The 14,601-nt window shown below is 71.9% G+C and carries 14 protein-coding genes; 11 read left to right on the plus strand and 3 right to left on the minus strand.

Annotated features, from left to right (window positions below; genetic code table 11):
* Positions 1-29 precede the first annotated feature (29 nt).
* The 3 genes from GRC12_RS02400 to GRC12_RS02410 are packed head-to-tail and all read left to right on the plus strand — an operon-like array spanning position 30 to position 1,129.
* Positions 30-287 (plus strand): acyl carrier protein, encoded by a 258-nt coding sequence (locus tag GRC12_RS02400; protein ID WP_133049348.1) that lies wholly within the window; start codon positions 30-32, stop codon positions 285-287.
* 1 nt (position 288) lies between these two features.
* Positions 289-768 carry an SRPBCC family protein gene (locus GRC12_RS02405; RefSeq protein ID WP_208776933.1) on the plus strand — a complete coding sequence of 160 codons (480 nt, stop codon included), beginning with the start codon at positions 289-291 and terminating at the stop codon, positions 766-768.
* Between the two features lie 28 nt (positions 769-796).
* Complete coding sequence (locus tag GRC12_RS02410) at positions 797-1,129, plus strand: TcmI family type II polyketide cyclase (protein WP_208776934.1); 333 nt, start codon at positions 797-799, stop codon at positions 1,127-1,129.
* A 65-nt stretch (positions 1,130-1,194) separates the two neighbouring features.
* Here the strand turns inward: GRC12_RS02410 and GRC12_RS02415 are convergent, their stop codons facing one another.
* Complete coding sequence (locus tag GRC12_RS02415; RefSeq protein WP_208776935.1) at positions 1,195-2,223, minus strand: methyltransferase; 1,029 nt, start codon at positions 2,221-2,223, stop codon at positions 1,195-1,197.
* A gap of 55 nt (positions 2,224-2,278) precedes the next feature.
* Entirely contained in the window at positions 2,279-3,337 is a 1,059-nt protein-coding gene (locus GRC12_RS02420; protein ID WP_208776936.1) for a right-handed parallel beta-helix repeat-containing protein, read from the minus strand.
* A 209-nt stretch (positions 3,338-3,546) separates the two neighbouring features.
* On the opposite strand from GRC12_RS02420, the gene GRC12_RS02425 reads away from it, so the two are divergent.
* The 6 genes from GRC12_RS02425 to GRC12_RS02450 all read left to right on the plus strand — a co-directional run bounded on the left by GRC12_RS02425 (position 3,547) and on the right by GRC12_RS02450 (position 11,644).
* On the plus strand, positions 3,547-5,193 hold the full coding sequence (locus GRC12_RS02425) for an alkaline phosphatase family protein (RefSeq protein WP_208776937.1): 1,647 nt from the start codon (positions 3,547-3,549) through the stop codon (positions 5,191-5,193).
* A gap of 68 nt (positions 5,194-5,261) precedes the next feature.
* Complete coding sequence (locus GRC12_RS02430; RefSeq protein ID WP_208776938.1) at positions 5,262-7,664, plus strand: ATP-binding SpoIIE family protein phosphatase; 2,403 nt, start codon at positions 5,262-5,264, stop codon at positions 7,662-7,664.
* 2 nt (positions 7,665-7,666) lie between these two features.
* Positions 7,667-8,620 (plus strand): substrate-binding domain-containing protein, encoded by a 954-nt coding sequence (locus GRC12_RS02435; protein ID WP_208776939.1) that lies wholly within the window; start codon positions 7,667-7,669, stop codon positions 8,618-8,620.
* Between the two features lie 44 nt (positions 8,621-8,664).
* Positions 8,665-9,903, plus strand: coding sequence for a sugar ABC transporter substrate-binding protein (locus GRC12_RS02440; RefSeq protein ID WP_208776940.1), 1,239 nt, complete (start codon positions 8,665-8,667; stop codon positions 9,901-9,903).
* A 62-nt stretch (positions 9,904-9,965) separates the two neighbouring features.
* Positions 9,966-10,820 carry a carbohydrate ABC transporter permease gene (locus tag GRC12_RS02445; protein WP_208776941.1) on the plus strand — a complete coding sequence of 285 codons (855 nt, stop codon included), beginning with the start codon at positions 9,966-9,968 and terminating at the stop codon, positions 10,818-10,820.
* A complete protein-coding gene (locus tag GRC12_RS02450; RefSeq protein WP_208776942.1) occupies positions 10,817-11,644 on the plus strand; it encodes a carbohydrate ABC transporter permease in 828 nt (275 codons plus the stop codon). Before GRC12_RS02445 ends, GRC12_RS02450 begins: the two co-directional genes overlap by 4 nt.
* Here GRC12_RS02450 and GRC12_RS02455 read toward each other — a convergent pair.
* The gene (locus GRC12_RS02455) at positions 11,619-12,515 is read right to left on the minus strand and encodes a hypothetical protein (RefSeq protein WP_208776943.1); all 897 of its coding nucleotides are present in this window, start codon (positions 12,513-12,515) and stop codon (positions 11,619-11,621) included. The genes GRC12_RS02450 and GRC12_RS02455 overlap by 26 nt on opposite strands.
* Positions 12,516-12,615: 100 nt before the next feature.
* Here GRC12_RS02455 and GRC12_RS02460 point away from each other — a divergent pair, with 100 nt between their 5' ends.
* Together GRC12_RS02460 and GRC12_RS02465 are read left to right on the plus strand one after the other, a co-directional pair.
* The gene (locus tag GRC12_RS02460) at positions 12,616-13,638 is read left to right on the plus strand and encodes a permease (RefSeq protein ID WP_208776944.1); all 1,023 of its coding nucleotides are present in this window, start codon (positions 12,616-12,618) and stop codon (positions 13,636-13,638) included.
* Positions 13,635-14,363: a TIGR03943 family putative permease subunit gene (locus GRC12_RS02465; protein ID WP_208776945.1), complete on the plus strand. Its 729-nt coding sequence runs from the start codon at positions 13,635-13,637 to the stop codon at positions 14,361-14,363. Before GRC12_RS02460 ends, GRC12_RS02465 begins: the two co-directional genes overlap by 4 nt.
* Positions 14,364-14,601: the final 238 nt, after the last annotated feature.

Raw genomic sequence — 14,601 nt, forward strand, 5'->3', positions numbered from 1 at the left:
GCCACCCAGCGAAGGAAGAGAGGAACCGCATGAGTGACCGCATCACCGTGGACGAGCTGGCCGAGCTGATGAAGAAGGCCGCCGGCGTCACCGTCGCCCCCGAGGAGCTGCAGCAGCGCCGCGACTCCGGGTTCGACACCTTCGGCATCGACTCGCTCGGACTGCTCGGCGTGGTCGGAGAGCTGGAGAACCGCTACGGCGCTCCGCTGCCCCCCGACGCGGAGCGCTGCAAGAGCCCCCGCGAGTTCCTCGACCTCGTCAACAGCAGCCTGGTGGCAGGAGCCTGACATGCCCGGACACACCCAGAACGAGATCACCGTCGCCGCGCCGCTGGACCTGGTCTGGGACATGACCAACGACGTGGCGAACTGGCCGAACCTGTTCACCGAGTACGCCTCGGCGGAGATCCTCTCCGTGGAGGGGAACAAGACCACGTTCCGTCTCACCATGCACCCGGACGACAACGGCAAGGTCTGGAGCTGGGTCTCGGAGCGGGAGACCGACCGAGCGGGCCTCACCGTGCGCGCCCGCCGGGTGGAGACCGGGCCCTTCGCCCACATGAACATCCTGTGGACCTACGAGCAGGTGCCCCAGGGGGTGCGGATGGTGTGGACGCAGGACTTCGCGATGAAGCCCGACGCCCCGGTCGACGACGACTGGATGACGGACAACATCAACCGCAACTCCAAGGTCCAGATGGCCCTCATCCGCGACCGCATCGAGAAGGCGGCCGCCGAGCAGGGCTTCACCCCGGGCCTGACCGACTGATCCGCCGCATCGCAGGAAGGACAGACCGATGCACCAGGCCCTGATCGTGGCCCGCATGGCACCGGGCTCCGCCCCGGACATCGCCAAGGTGTTCGCCGAGTCCGACCGGGGGGAGCTGCCGCACCTGGTCGGGGTCGCCCGGCGCAGCCTCTTCCAGTTCGGTGACGTGTACCTGCATCTCATCGAGTCCGAGCAGGACCCCGGGCCGGCCATCGCCAAGGTGACCGGACACCCCGAGTTCCGTGACGTCAGCGAGCGGCTGGCGGCGTACGTCAGCGCGTACGACCCCGAGACCTGGCGCTCGCCGAAGGACGCGATGGCCAGCCGCTTCTACCTCTGGGAGCGGGACGCCACCGCCTGAGACCGTCCGCTGCCACCGGCCGAAGGACCCGGCGACCGGTGGCAGCGGACGTTTGTGAGGGCGGTTCACCCCGGCACGTGGCAGTCGAACGCGTGCAGATAGGGGTTGACCGGGCTGATGTCGTCGACGACCAGCCCGGCGGCGGTCAGCCGTCCGACCATGCTGTCGGTGGTGTGCTTCGCCCCGCCGACGTTGAGCAGCAGCAACAGGTCCATCGCGGTGCTGAACCGCATCGACGGGGTGTCGTCGACGAGGTTCTCGATCACCACGACCCGCGTACCCGGCCCACCGGCCTCGATGACGTTGCGCAGGGTGCGTGCGGTGCTGTCGTCGTCCCACTCCAGGATGTTCTTGATGATGTAGACGTCGGCCCGCACCGGCACGGCCTCCCGGACGTCACCGGGAACGATCCGCACCCGGTCGGCGAGGTCGCCGCCCGGCCGCAGCCGCGCCACCGCGTTCTCCACCACCCTGGGCAGGTCCAGCAGACTGCCCTGCATCGACGGGTACTTGTCGAGCAGGCTCGCCACCACGTGGCCCTGCCCGCCGCCGATGTCCGCCATCGACGCGCTGCCGGACAGGTCCAGCAGCGCCGCCACGTCCCGCGCCGACTGCTCGCTGGAGGTGGTCATCGCCCGGTTGAAGACGTCCGCGGACTCCGGGGCGTCCTCGTTGAGGTAAGGGAAGAACTCCTTGCCGTACAGCTCCTGCACGACGTTCTTCCCGGTGCGCACCGCCTCGTCCAGCTTGGGCCAGGCGTCCCAGGTCCACGGCTCGGTGCACCACAGGGCGATGTAGCGCAGGCTGTTCGGGTCGTCCTCGCGCAGCAGCCGGGACATCTCGGTGTGCGCGAAGGTGCCGTCCGGCCGTTCGGCGAAGACGCCGTAGCAGGACAGGGCCCGCAACAGCCGTCGCAGCGGGCGGGGTTCGGTCTTCACCGCGGCCGCCAGGTCCTCCACGGACATGGGGTCGTCACCGAGCGCGTCGGGGACGCCCAGCCGGGCGGACGCGCGGAGGGCGGCGGCACACGCCGCCCCGAACACGAGTTCCCTCAGCCGCATCGACGGCGGTGGGGCGGTCTGTGCGGTCGTCATGCGCCGCCTGCCTTCCTTGGTGTGATGGGAGCTGGGACGGGGGAGCGGGGCCCGCTCAGCACAGGCCCGCGGGCTTGGACGCCCGGCAGGTGTTGCTCTCGAAGGTGTTGCCCTTGCCGGGGTCGGAGTTGACCAGGTCGGCGGGCGCGTTGCCGGACAGGCGGTTGCCGGTGATCCGGTTGTCGTCGCTGGTGGTGCCGACGAAGCTCTTGAACAGCACGATGCCGCCCGACAGCGGGGAGGTGCCGGCGTTGTCGCGGATCTCGTTGTTCGCGACCAGGGTCTTCTCGGCGCCGGTCAGGACGATGCCGGAGCCCTGCAGGGCGGGCAGCCGGGCGGTCTTCGGGCAGGACTTGTTGTTGGCGACGATGCGGTTCTGACGCACGGTGAGGTCCCCGGCCTTGGGCTTGTTCTCGTCGCCGACGACGAACACGCCCACGCAGTTGCCGGTGAGGTAGTTGCGGTCGACCCGCAGGTCGCGCAGTCGGCGCACGGTCACGCCGACGCGGTTGCCCTGCAGCCGGTTGCCCACCACCCGGGTGCCCTCGGTGTCCGTGGCGCCCCTCTCGGCCGTGATCGTGTTGGCGAGGAAGATGCCCGCGTCGCCGCTGCCGCTGACGGTGTTGCCCCGCAGCACGCTGCGGACCGAACGCTCCTGGGCGATGCCCCAGACCCCGTTGTTCAGCGCGGACACGTTACGCACCGTCAGACCGTCGGTGCCCATGGCGAAGACACCGCTGCCGGTGAAGCCGCCGACCGTCAGGGAGGCGACGGTGACGCCCTTGAGGCTGCGGTCCTTGGCGCCCACGACGCAGATGCCGTTGCCGTTCTCGGAGCAGCGGTCGCCGGCCTTCTTGGTGCCCGGCTCGATCACCGTCCGCCGGCCCACGCCGCGCAGGGTGATGTCGGCCGTCGTCACCTTGACGCTCTCGTGGTAGACGCCGGGCAGCACCAGGACGGTGTCGCCGGGCCGGGCGGCGTCCACCGCCTTCTGGATGGACTCTCCCGGACGGACCGTCTGGATCATGTGGCCGGCGGCCGACGGGGCGGCACCGAGGCCCGTCCCGACGATCGCGGCGGTGCACGCCAGATAGGCGATATGGAGTTTCTTCATATTCGGCACGTTATGCCCAACTTATTTACGGACCGGGCGGATAGGCCGTTCGGCGGCGTGTCCCGGCGGGCCGTTCCTTTGCTCCCGCTGAGCCCTTTCTTGGGCAGGAGCGGGTGCGGGCGTCGGGCGCCGTACATTTTCGGCCACTGCCATGTCGGTGCACGGTCCGCAGACCTTCCTGCGCCCGCACGGCTTTGAGGAGAGGCACCATGCCACGAGGTCCCGTCCGTCCCGCCCGCACCGTCACCGCGGCGGCCGCCGCGCTCGCCGCCGTCGGCGCGCTCACCGTCACCGTGGCCGCACCTGCCGCGGCCCACCCCGCCACGGCGCGGCACGTCCTGCTCCTGTCCGTCGACGGCCTGCACCAGTCCGACCTCGCCTGGTACGTCGCCCGGCACCCCGACTCCGCGCTGGCCCGACTCACCGCCGGGGGAGTGGAGTACACCCACGCCAGAACGACCGTCCCCTCCGACTCCTTCCCCGGCATGGTCGGCCAGGTCACCGGCGGCGACCCCGGCGTCACCGGCGTCTACTACGACGACACCTACAGCAACGCCCTGCTGCCGGCCGGCACCACCAGCTGCGCGGGCGTCAAGCCCGGCGTCGAGGTCGACCTCACCGAGGACCTCGACAAGAACAAGGACTCCATCGACGCGGGTCAGGGCCTCGCCGGTCTGCCCGGCAGCATCCTGAGGATGACCGGGAAGGCCGCGAGCCTCATCGACCCGTCGAAGCTGCCGGTCGACCCCAAGACCTGCAAGCCGGTCTACCCGCACGCGTACCTGAAGGTGAACACGGTCTTCGACGTGGCCCGCAAGGCCGGTCTGCGCACCGCCTGGTCCGACAAGCACGTCGCCTACGAGATCCTCGGCGGCCCCTCCGGCAACGGCATCCAGGACCTGTTCGCCCCCGAGATCAACAGCACCGCCATCGGCTACCCGGCGGGCGATGACTGGACCAAGGACAACGCGGCCACCGAGCAGTACGACGGCTACAAGGTGAAGGCCGTCCTCAACGAGATCGACGGCTACGACCACAGCCGCACCCACAAGGTCGGCACCCCCGCGGTGTTCGGCATGAACTTCCAGTCCGTCTCGACCGCCCAGAAACTGCCCGCCTCCGACGGCCTGACCGGCGGCTACACGAGCAAGGGCGTCCCCGGCCCGCTGCTGGCGAAGAACCTCGCCTACGTCGACCGGCAGATCGGCGCCTTCCTCGGCGAGCTCCGCAAGCGCCACCTGGCCTCCAGCACCACGGTGATCCTGTCCTCCAAGCACGGACAGTCGCCCACCGACCCCTCGGCGCTCACCCGCATCGACGACGGCCCCCTCCTCGACGGCCTCAACGCCGCCTGGAAGAGCGCCCACCCGGGCGCGGGAGACCTGGTCGCCCACGCCGTCGACGACGACGCCATGCTCCTGTGGCTCACCGACCGCTCCCGGGCCGCCACCGACTTCGCCAAGGCCTACCTGCTCGCCCAGTCGGGCACCGGCAACGGCATCGACGGCGAGGCCAAGCCCTTCACGGCCGGCGGTCTGAAGACCGTGTACGCGGGAGCGGCCGCCGCCCGCTACTTCCACGTCGAGCCCGGCGACTCCCGGGTGCCCGACCTGTTCGGCATCACCCAGTACGGCGTCGTCTACACCGGCGGCAAGAAGAAGATCGCCGAGCACGGCGGCGCCCACGCCGACGACCTCGACGTCCCCCTGGTCGTCTCCGGAGCCGCGACGCCCCACGGTGTCCGCGTCAGCCGTCCGGTGCGCACCACGCAGATCGCCCCGACGATCCTGCGTCTGCTCGGTCTGGACCCGCGCTCCCTGGACGCCGTCCGCATCGAGCACACCCCCGCGCTCTGACTTGTCCGAATCCTGTCGGACGCGCACGCTGGGTCTTTGAGGAACCTCAGCGCGCGAATAGAGCAAGAATGGCCACTTATGTCCAAGGAAGCGGTCACAGCGGGTGGTCAACCGATGTCGCGACAGTGACCCTCGACCGCGACGGCACCGTCACGGGCTGGAGCGAGGGTGCGCGGCGGCTGCTCGGCCACCGCGCACCCGAGGTCGTGGGACGCGCCGCCGCCGAACTGCTCCTCGGCCGGCAGGCTCCCGGGGCGAGCGGTCTCGCGCTCCTGGGCTCCGAGGAGTGGAGCGGTACGGCGGCGCTGCGGCACCGGGACGGTCACCGCGTCGACGTCACCCTGCACGCCCATCCGTCGCTGGACCGTGACGGCAGGCCGCAGGGGTTCGTGGTGACCGTCGCCACCTCGTCCGCGGCCTCGGATCGGGACCGGAGGATGGTGGAGTGGGCGTTCGACCAGGCGTCGGTCGGACTCTCCGCCCACAGCACGGCCTCCGGCTCCTGGCACCTCAACGCGGCCGCCGCCGAGGAGGACGCGGCGGGTGCCGAGGCCGGCGACGGCGAGGAGGGCTTCCTGCGCTGTGTGCGCCGCGTCGCCGAGGAGGGCAGGTCGACGCGGTACGAACGCCTCGTCCCGGAGCCCGCCTCCGCGCCCGTCCGGCACCGCGCCTGGGTCATCGAACTGTGGCCGGTGCGGGACCCCGCCACCGGCGAGGTCGTCGGCGTCGGCACCGCCGCCTTCGACAGCAGCGAGCAGCACGCGGCCCGGGAGCGGCTGGCCCTGCTGCAGGAGGCGGGCGTCTGCGTCGGCACCACCCTGAACGTCACCCGCACCGCCCAGGAACTCGCCGACCTCGCCGTCCCGCGGCTCGCCGACTTCGTCAGCGTGGACCTGCTCGACTCCGTCCTGCGGGGCGAGGAGCCCGTACCCGGGCCGGTGGACGCGGCCGTGGCGCTGCGCCGGGCCGCGCACCAGTCCGCCGCCGAGGGCACGGGTGTGCCCGAGGCCGCCATCGACCTCGGCGGGATCGACACCTACCCCCCGTTCTCGCCGCCCGCCCGCGCGCTGGCCGGCGGGCGGCCGGTGCTCACCGGCGCGGGCGACCCCGACTTCGCCCGCTGGCTCGCCGGGCACGAGGCACGCACCGCCCGCAACGAGGAGTACGGCTTCCACTCGGTGATGGCGACACCGCTGCGGGCCCGGGGCATCACCCTCGGAGTCGCCGTCTTCGCCCGGATCGGCGACTCCCCGCCCTTCGAGCCGGACGACCTGATCCTCGCCGAGGAACTCGCCGGGCGGACCGCGGTCGGCGTGGACAACGCGCGCCGCTACACCCGCGAACGCACCAACGCCCTCACCCTCCAGCGCAGTCTCCTGCCCCGGGACCTGCCCCGGCAGGCCGCCGTCGAGGTGGCGTACCGCTATCTGCCGGCCGGGTCGGGGGCCGGGGTCGGCGGCGACTGGTTCGACGTCGTGCCGCTGTCGGGCACCCGGGTCGGACTGGTGGTCGGGGACGTCGTCGGGCACGGCATCCACGCCTCCGCCACCATGGGCCGGCTGCGCACCGCCGTACGCACCCTCGCGGACGTGGACCTGCCCCCGGACGAGCTCCTCACCCACCTCGACGACCTGGTCGCCCATCTCTCCTCCGACAGGGAGGACGTCGCCGTGGACGAGCCGTACTTCGTCAGCGGCGAGATCGGCGCCACCTGCCTGTACGCCGTCTACGACCCGGTCTCCCGGGTGTGCACCTTCGCCAGCGCCGGCCACATCCCGCCCGCCGTGCTCCTCCCGGACGGCACGGTCGAGCTGGTCCGGCTCACCCCCGGCCCGCTGCTCGGCGTCGGCGGTCTGCCCTTCGAGACGACCGAACTGGAGCTGCCCGAGGGCAGTCTGCTGGCCTTCTGCACCGACGGCCTGATCGAGGCGCGCGACCGTGACGTGGGCCTCGGGCTCGACCGGCTGTGCGACGCGCTGTCCCGGCCCGTGCCCTCGCTGGACGTGACCTGCGACGCCATCCTCAAGGCGCTGCTGCCCGACTCCCCCGCCGACGACGTGGCGCTGCTCCTGGTGCGGACCCGGGCCCTGCACGCCGACCAGGTCGCCGCCTGGTCCCTGCCCTCCGACCCGTCGGTCGTGGCCGACGCGCGGGCCCAGGTCTCCCGGCAGCTCGCCGTCTGGGGACTGGAGGAGGCGGCCTTCGTCACCGAGCTGGTGGTGAGCGAGCTGGTCACCAACGCCATCCGCTACGGCGCCGTCCCCATCGGGCTGAGGCTGATCCGGGACCGGACCCTGATCTGCGAGGTGTCCGACGCCAGCAACACCGCCCCGCATCTGCGCCGGGCCCGCACCTACGACGAGGGCGGGCGCGGTCTGCACATGGTCGCCCAGCTCACCCAGGGCTGGGGAACCCGGCAGAGTCCCCTGGGCAAGACCATCTGGGCGGAACAACCCCTCCCGGCCGGCTGACCATGGCAGAGCGCACGGAGGACGTGACGGCACGGCGCACCGGAGGGTCCGCCGGCGGAACGCACCTGCTCGGGCTGCTGTATCCGCCGGCCGGCCGGCAGCGGACGTACACGACGATGCAGCTCGCCTTCGTCGGCGGGGTGGCCGAGACCGCCGCCGCACACGGCTACGACCTGCTGCTCTCACCCGCCGGCAGCCGCACCGACCCCTCGTTCCAGCGGATGGTCGGCGGGCGGCTGGTGGACGGCGTGATCGTCATGGAGATCCGCCGAGAGGACGACCGGGTGGCGTATCTGGCCGACTCGGGCTTCCCCTTCGTCGCCATCGGCCGCAACCACCTCGCCGACAAGGCCGGCTGGGTCGACCTCGACTTCGCCGGGCTGGCCGCCGGCTGTGTGCAGCACCTCGCCGACCTCGGCCACAGCAGGATCGCCTTCGTCAACCGGTCGGCGGAGCTGTTCGACAGCGGCTACGGCTTCGCGCGGCTCGGCGACGAGGGCTACACCGAGGCGATGAAGCGGCTGCTGCTCACACCCCGCGCCTACCTGTGCGGGGACGACCTCGCCTCGGGGGAGGAGGTGGTCGAACGGATCCTGCGCGACGACCCGGCGACCACGTCCCTGGTCACCCAGAACGAGGCGGCCCTGGAGGGCATCTACCGGGGACTGACCCGGCACGGCCGCAGTGTGCCGCGCGACTTCTCCGTCGTCGGCGTGGCGGCCAGCCCCTGGGCCGAACAGGTCACGCCGCCGCTCACCGCGGCCGAGATCCCCGCCAAGGAGATGAGCCGGGTCGCCGTCGAGCTGATGGTGCGGCGGCTGACGACGCCGGAGGCTCGTCCCCGGCACGTCCTGCTCAAACCCCTGATCACCCTCCGCGCGAGTACCGGGTACTGCCGGCCGGTGCCGGGCTCGGAACCCGAGCCGGAGTTCCCCGATTTCGACCTGGATTTCTGATACGTCGGTTTCTGTGCCCGTTCGTCCACCCCAGGGAGCAGAACATGTCGTACTCCGTCGACCGCCGCGGCCTCCTGCGCGCCGCGGGCGCAGCCGCGGCCACGGCCGCCCTGGGCGGCGCGCTGGCCTCCTGCGGCTCCGGCTCCTCCGGCCCCGTCACCCTCACCTGGTGGGACTACTTCACCCTGGACAACTTCCAGCCCGGCATGAACCGTCTGATCGCGGACATCGAGTCGGGCGTACCGGACGTGAAGATCGAGCGTCGGACCTTCCCCTTCGCCGAGCTCGACCGCCAGCTCGCCCTGGCCGCGATCTCCGGCGACCTCCCCGACATCGCCATCGTCGACAACGTCGCCATGAACACCCTCGGCGGCAACCACCTGCTGGCCGACCTCACGAGCCGGGTCGCGAAGTGGGGACAGGCCGACCAGTACTACAAAGGCCCCTGGGACGGCTGCCAGGTCGGCGGAAAGACCCTCGGCATCCCCAACAACAGCAACTGCCTCGCCCTGTACTGCAACACCCGGATGCTCAAGTCCGCCGGAGTGCGGCCCCCCACCACCTGGGACGAACTGGCCTCCACCGCCCACCGGCTGGCCAGCGGGGACCGCTACGGACTGGCGCTGAGCGCGATCAGGACGGAGGAGGGCGTCTTCCAGTTCCTGCCGTTCCTGTGGCAGTCGGGCGGCGACCTCGACACCTTCGGCACCTACGGCGCCACCGCCCTCTCCTTCCTCCACGACCTGATCGCCAAGGGCTCCCTGTCCGAACAGTGCGTCGGCTGGACCCAGCAGGACGTCAACACCCGTTTCCTGAACCAACGCGCCGCCCTGCAGATCAACGGACCCTGGCAGATCCCCACCCTGAAGAAGGCGTCCTTCGACTGGGACGTCGTCCCGCTGCCCCGCGACCGGGAGGCCGCCACCTGCCTGGGCGGCGAGAACTGGGTCGTGACGGCGACAAGCAGACACATCGACAAGGCCTGGGAGGTGCTGGAGTACACCCAGCGCCCCTCGGTGCTGGTGCCGTACCTGGTGTCGTTCGGGGACCTGCCGTCCCGCAAGGACCTGGCCGACCAGGGCACCTGGGCCTCCGACCCGGCCCTGCGCCTGTTCCTCAGCCAGCTCCCCCTGGCCCGTCCCCGCCAGTACGGCCCGCACTACGCCGACGCCTCGCAGGCCGTCGCCGAGGCGGAGCAGGCGGTGTTCACCGGGGCCGCCTCGCCGTCCGGCGCCGCGAGGACGGCGGCCGTCAGGATCGACAAAGCGCTGGGCAAGCAGTGAAACCGAGCCCTTTCCCCTCCGCGCGCCGGCGCCGTGCGGGCTACCTGTTCTGTCTGCCGGGGATGACCTTCCTCGCCCTGTTCCTGGCCTACCCGCTCTGCTACACCGTGTGGACCTCTGTCCACGACGTCGACCTCGGCCAACTGCTCGGCGGGGCCGAACGGTTCAACGGTCTGGACAACTACCGCGCCGTCCTCGACGACCCGGCGTTCTGGCACGCCGTGCGCCTCTCGCTGATCTTCACCCTGGGCTCCCTGCTGCTGCAGTTCACCCTCGGCTTCGCCCTCGCCCTGCTCTTCGCCCGCCCCTTCCCTTTCAACGGCCTGCTGCGCTCGCTGCTCCTCGTCGCCTGGCTGCTGCCTCCGGTCGTCAGCGGCACCCTCTTCCGCTGGATGCTGGACGCGGAGTCGGGCGCCTACAACGCCCTGCTCGCCGCCGTGGGTCTGGGCGGCCTCGGACACGACTGGCTCACCGACCCGTCCACCTCCCTCGCGGGGGTGATCTTCGCCAACGTCTGGGTCGGCGTGCCCTTCAACATGCTGCTGCTCCTGGTCGGCCTGCACACCATCGACCCCGAGCTCTACGAGGCCGCCGCCATCGACGGCGCGGGCGCCTGGCAGCGCTTCCGTCACATCACCCTCCCGCTGATGCGCCCGGTCTCGGTGACGGTCCTCCTGCTCGGCCTCCTCTACACCTTCAAGGTCTTCGACATCGTCTTCGTGATGACGGGCGGCGGGCCCGTCGACGCCACCCGGGTGCTCTCCCTCTACGTCTACGAGGTCTTCTTCACCTCCTTCCGCTTCGGCCAGGGCGCCGCCGCCGGCCTGCTGCTGCTCGTGGTGCCGCTGCTCGCGGGCGTGTTCTACGTACGACGGCTGCGGCGCGAGGATGAGACGCCGGCCGGAGGCGCCGTATGAGACCGCCCCGCCGTCCCTGGCTGCTCACCGCCCTCGCCACCGTCGTCACCGCGGCCTTCCTGCTGCCGGTCTACTGGATGGCGAAGACCAGCCTCACGCGCCCGGACCGCATCCTGAGCCCGACACCGCAGTGGGCCCCCACCCCCCTCACCGGCCGGAACTACGCGACGGCACTGGGGTACGCCGGACTGACCCGGGCGCTGCTCAACAGCCTGGTCATCTCCTCCGGGGTGGTCTCGCTGACCCTGCTGCTGGGCGTCCCGCTCGCCTACGCGCTCGCCCGGGTCCGGATGCGGGGTTCGGGCACGATGGTGCTCGCCCTGCTCGTCGCCCAGCTGCCGCCCGCCATCGTGCTGGCGGCACCGCTGTTCATCCTCGAACGCCGGGCCGGACTCGCCGACACCTACCTGGGGCTGATCGCCGCCGACACGACCCTCACCCTGCCGTTCACGGTGATCGTGCTGCGGCCCGTGCTGCGCGGTGTGCCGCCGGAGCTCGAGGAGGCCGCGCAGATCGACGGGTGCGGACTGCCGGGCGTGCTGCTGCGGGTGGTCCTGCCGTTGATGGTGCCCGGCGTGGTCGCGGCGGCCGGACTGTCCTTCCTGATCGCCTGGGGGGAGTTCCTCTTCGGCCTCACCCTCGCCGGAGGCCCGGACGTCCAGCCGGTCACCGTGCTGCTCAACTCCTTCGTGGGACAGCACGGCACGTCCTGGGGCGCCCTGATGGCCACCGCCACCCTCATCAGCCTCCCGGTGGTCTGCGTCTTCGCCCTCTTCCAGCGCTTCATCGTCGGCGGTCTCATGACGGGCGGTGTGCGGGGCTGACGACCGACGCGGGTGCGAAGGTCACCTCGGCGGTGGCGTGCCGGGACTCCCGGGGGCCGGCGACGCGCAGACCGGCCCCGTCGTCGGTGGGGGAGCCGTCGGCCAGGAGGTGCTCGCCGGCGAACGCCGGGCGGTGCAGCCGGTAGGACAGGGACCGCACCTGCCGGTCGGGGGCATGTCTGCGGACGAGTTCGAGCATCAGCAGGGCCAGCAGCGGGCCGTGCACCACGAGAGACGGATAGCCCTCCACGGCACGGCAGTACGGGGCGTCGTAATGGATGCGGTGCGCGTTCGCGGTCAGGGCGCTGAAGCGGAACAGGAAGGATGTTCCCGGGTGCAGGCGCAGCCGCCAGGGCCCCTCGGCCTCGGGGGCGGTCTGCTCGTCCAGCGTGGCCGGGTGCGCCGCGGCGCCGCGGCCCGACCGGTAGACGATGTCCTGCTCCTCCACCAGACAGAGGCGGCCCCGCTGGCGGAAGTCCTGACGTTCGGTCACGAACAGCAGTTCGCCGGAGCGGCCCTGCTTGGGCGTCACCGCGCCGAGGCCGCTGACCCGCTCGGCCGGTTCGCCCAGGCGCAGCGGCTCGGTGATCTCGCAGCGCCCGCCGGCGAACATGCGCTGCCGGTCGGGGATCGGCGGCAGGAAGCGGCCGTCCCGCAGATGGCCGTCGGCGCCGAGTTCGCGCTGGGCGGGCCAGTGCAGGAAGTACAGCCACTGCCACAGCGGCGGCAGCGTGTCGCCGGACTTCGCGGCCGTCTCCGGCAGGTCCAGGAGCGCGGACAGGGCGGCCGCCGGAGCGGGGGAGAGGGCGTCCTCGTCCGTGACCGGGGCGGGCGTCCAGGACGCGACGTGCGAGGCGAGCGGGGTCGTCATGGTCCCAGTGTCCCCGTCACCCGATTGCGGAGGTGTGTGCGCCCGGCCCCCTTCGTGATCGTCGCTTATCTTCGCCAGGACACCGACATCCGGAGTGACCATGGTGAGAACGGATGAACTGGTCGACGGCGTGGTCGCGACGGCCCCTCCCCCCGCTCGCCGCCTGCCGCCGCAGTCGGTCGTGATCGGGGCGGCGACGGCGGCCGCGCTGGGCGCCGTGGTGCTGACCCTGACGCAGACCCGGTGGCTGAGCGGGCCCGCCCTCGCCGCCTGGCGCACCGTGTGCCTCGCCATCACCGTCCAGGCGCTGCCCTTCCTCATCCTGGGCACGGTCCTGTCCGGTGCGATCAACGCCTTCGTACCGGCGGACCTGTTCACCCGGGTACTGCCCCGGCGCCCAGCGCTCGCCGTTCCGGTGGCCGGCGCGGCGGGCGCGGTCCTGCCGGGCTGCGAGTGCGCCTCGGTGCCCGTCGCGAACAGCCTCATCCGACGGGGTGTCACCCCGGCCGCCGCGTTCGCGTTCTTGCTCTCCGCGCCTGCGATCAACCCCGTCGTGCTCACCGCCACCGCCGTCGCCTTCCCCGGCAACCCCGCGATGGTCGCCGCCCGGCTGCTGGCCTCGCTCGCCACCGCCGCCGTGATGGGCTGGCTGTGGCTCTGGCTGGGCCGGGAGGAGTGGCTGCGGCCCGCCGTACGGCACGGCGGTCATCACGCCGGGCACAGCCGCTGGCGGGAGTTCCGTCTCGGATTCCAGTACGACTTCCTGCACGCCGGGGGCTTCCTCGTGCTCGGCGCGATGGCCGCCGCCACCTTCAACGTCGCGGTGCCGAGAGCGGTGCTGGACACCTTCTCGGGCTCGCCCTGGCTGTCGGTGCTCTTCCTGACCGGGCTGGCCATCGTCCTCGCGGTGTGCTCGGAGGCCGACGCCTTCGTCGCCGCCTCGCTGACCGGGTTCTCGCCCGTCGCACGGCTCGCGTTCCTGGTGGTGGGCCCGATGGTCGACCTGAAGCTGATCTCCCTTCAGGCGGGCACCTTCGGGCGGGCGTTCGCCTGGCGCTTCTCCACCGCCACCGTCGTCGTGGCGGTCGCCGCGAGCGCGCTGACCGGAGGCGTCCTGCTGTGAAACGCCACGCCCAGACCCTGCTGCTGGTCCTGACCGGAGCGGGACTGCTGCACGTCTCCCTCCTCACCGACCTCTACCTGCGCTACGTCAAGGAGGGACTCCACCCCGTCCTGATCGTCTCCGGCGTCACCCTGCTCCTGCTCGGCCTCGCGAGCGCGGTCCTGGACCGGGGCAACACCCACGACGAGGACCACGCGCACGGCCACGACCACTCCCGGGCCCCCCGCGTCGCCTGGCTGCTGTTCCTCCCCGCGCTGAGCCTGCTCCTCTACGTCCCACCGGCCCTCGGCGCGTACACGGCGGCGCGGACCAACGGCAAGGCGGTCACGGTGCGCAAGGGCTTCGACCCGCTGCCCGCGACCTCCCCGCTGCCCATGACGCTCACCGACTTCACCACCCGGGTGCAGCAGGACCGGGGCCTCGCCATCCGCCACCGCACCGTGCAGATGACCGGCTTCGTCACACCGGCCGCGCACGGCGGCGGCTGGTACCTGACCCGGATCATCTTCACCTGCTGCGCCGCCGACTCCCAGACCGTCAAGGTCCGGATGTACGGGGGAGCCGTACCGCCCGCCAACACCTGGCTGGCGGTGACCGGGACCTGGCACCCGAAGGGCAGCCTGGGCACCGGGTCGGCGGAGGCCGCTCTCGACGTCGCAGGGACGCGGCGCATCGCCCCGCCGGTCAACGCCTACACCGACGATCTGCCCCTCACCCCCTCCTGACCCGGTTGCGGGTTATGCCCGGCCTCCGGCGGGTTACCCGCCCGTCGGAGAGCGAGCGCGCCCGGCGCTCGCCGGGACGCAGGGAAGGCGGTTGAAGGAAGCATGCCGCGCAAACCGTCGAGCACCGCCGGGAAAGCCCCACGAAGCCGTCCGGGCCTGCCCGTTGCCGCGTCGGCCGCCGCGGCGCTCCTGGTCGTGACGGCCTGCAGCGGTTCGGGGGGCTCCGCGGGGGACGGCG

The organism is Streptomyces griseorubiginosus, assembly GCF_017614965.1.
In the GTDB taxonomy this organism is placed as follows: Bacteria; Actinomycetota; Actinomycetes; order Streptomycetales; family Streptomycetaceae; genus Streptomyces; species Streptomyces griseorubiginosus_B.

Excerpts from the sequence above, each read along its gene's own strand:
- GRC12_RS02415 (WP_208776935.1), bottom strand. The coding sequence starts at position 2,223 with ATGACGACCGCACAGACCGCCCCACCGCCGTCGATGCGGCTGAGGGAA.
- GRC12_RS02450 (WP_208776942.1), top strand. The coding sequence starts at position 10,817 with ATGAGACCGCCCCGCCGTCCCTGGCTGCTCACCGCCCTCGCCACCGTC.
- GRC12_RS02445 (WP_208776941.1), top strand. The coding sequence starts at position 9,966 with ATGACCTTCCTCGCCCTGTTCCTGGCCTACCCGCTCTGCTACACCGTG.
- GRC12_RS02435 (WP_208776939.1), top strand. The coding sequence starts at position 7,667 with ATGGCAGAGCGCACGGAGGACGTGACGGCACGGCGCACCGGAGGGTCC.
- GRC12_RS02400 (WP_133049348.1), top strand. The coding sequence starts at position 30 with ATGAGTGACCGCATCACCGTGGACGAGCTGGCCGAGCTGATGAAGAAG.
- GRC12_RS02455 (WP_208776943.1), bottom strand. The coding sequence starts at position 12,515 with ATGACGACCCCGCTCGCCTCGCACGTCGCGTCCTGGACGCCCGCCCCG.
- GRC12_RS02420 (WP_208776936.1), bottom strand. The coding sequence starts at position 3,337 with ATGAAGAAACTCCATATCGCCTATCTGGCGTGCACCGCCGCGATCGTC.
- GRC12_RS02460 (WP_208776944.1), top strand. The coding sequence starts at position 12,616 with ATGGTGAGAACGGATGAACTGGTCGACGGCGTGGTCGCGACGGCCCCT.
- GRC12_RS02410 (WP_208776934.1), top strand. The coding sequence starts at position 797 with ATGCACCAGGCCCTGATCGTGGCCCGCATGGCACCGGGCTCCGCCCCG.
- GRC12_RS02440 (WP_208776940.1), top strand. The coding sequence starts at position 8,665 with ATGTCGTACTCCGTCGACCGCCGCGGCCTCCTGCGCGCCGCGGGCGCA.
- GRC12_RS02405 (WP_208776933.1), top strand. The coding sequence starts at position 289 with ATGCCCGGACACACCCAGAACGAGATCACCGTCGCCGCGCCGCTGGAC.
- GRC12_RS02425 (WP_208776937.1), top strand. The coding sequence starts at position 3,547 with ATGCCACGAGGTCCCGTCCGTCCCGCCCGCACCGTCACCGCGGCGGCC.
- GRC12_RS02430 (WP_208776938.1), top strand. The coding sequence starts at position 5,262 with ATGGCCACTTATGTCCAAGGAAGCGGTCACAGCGGGTGGTCAACCGAT.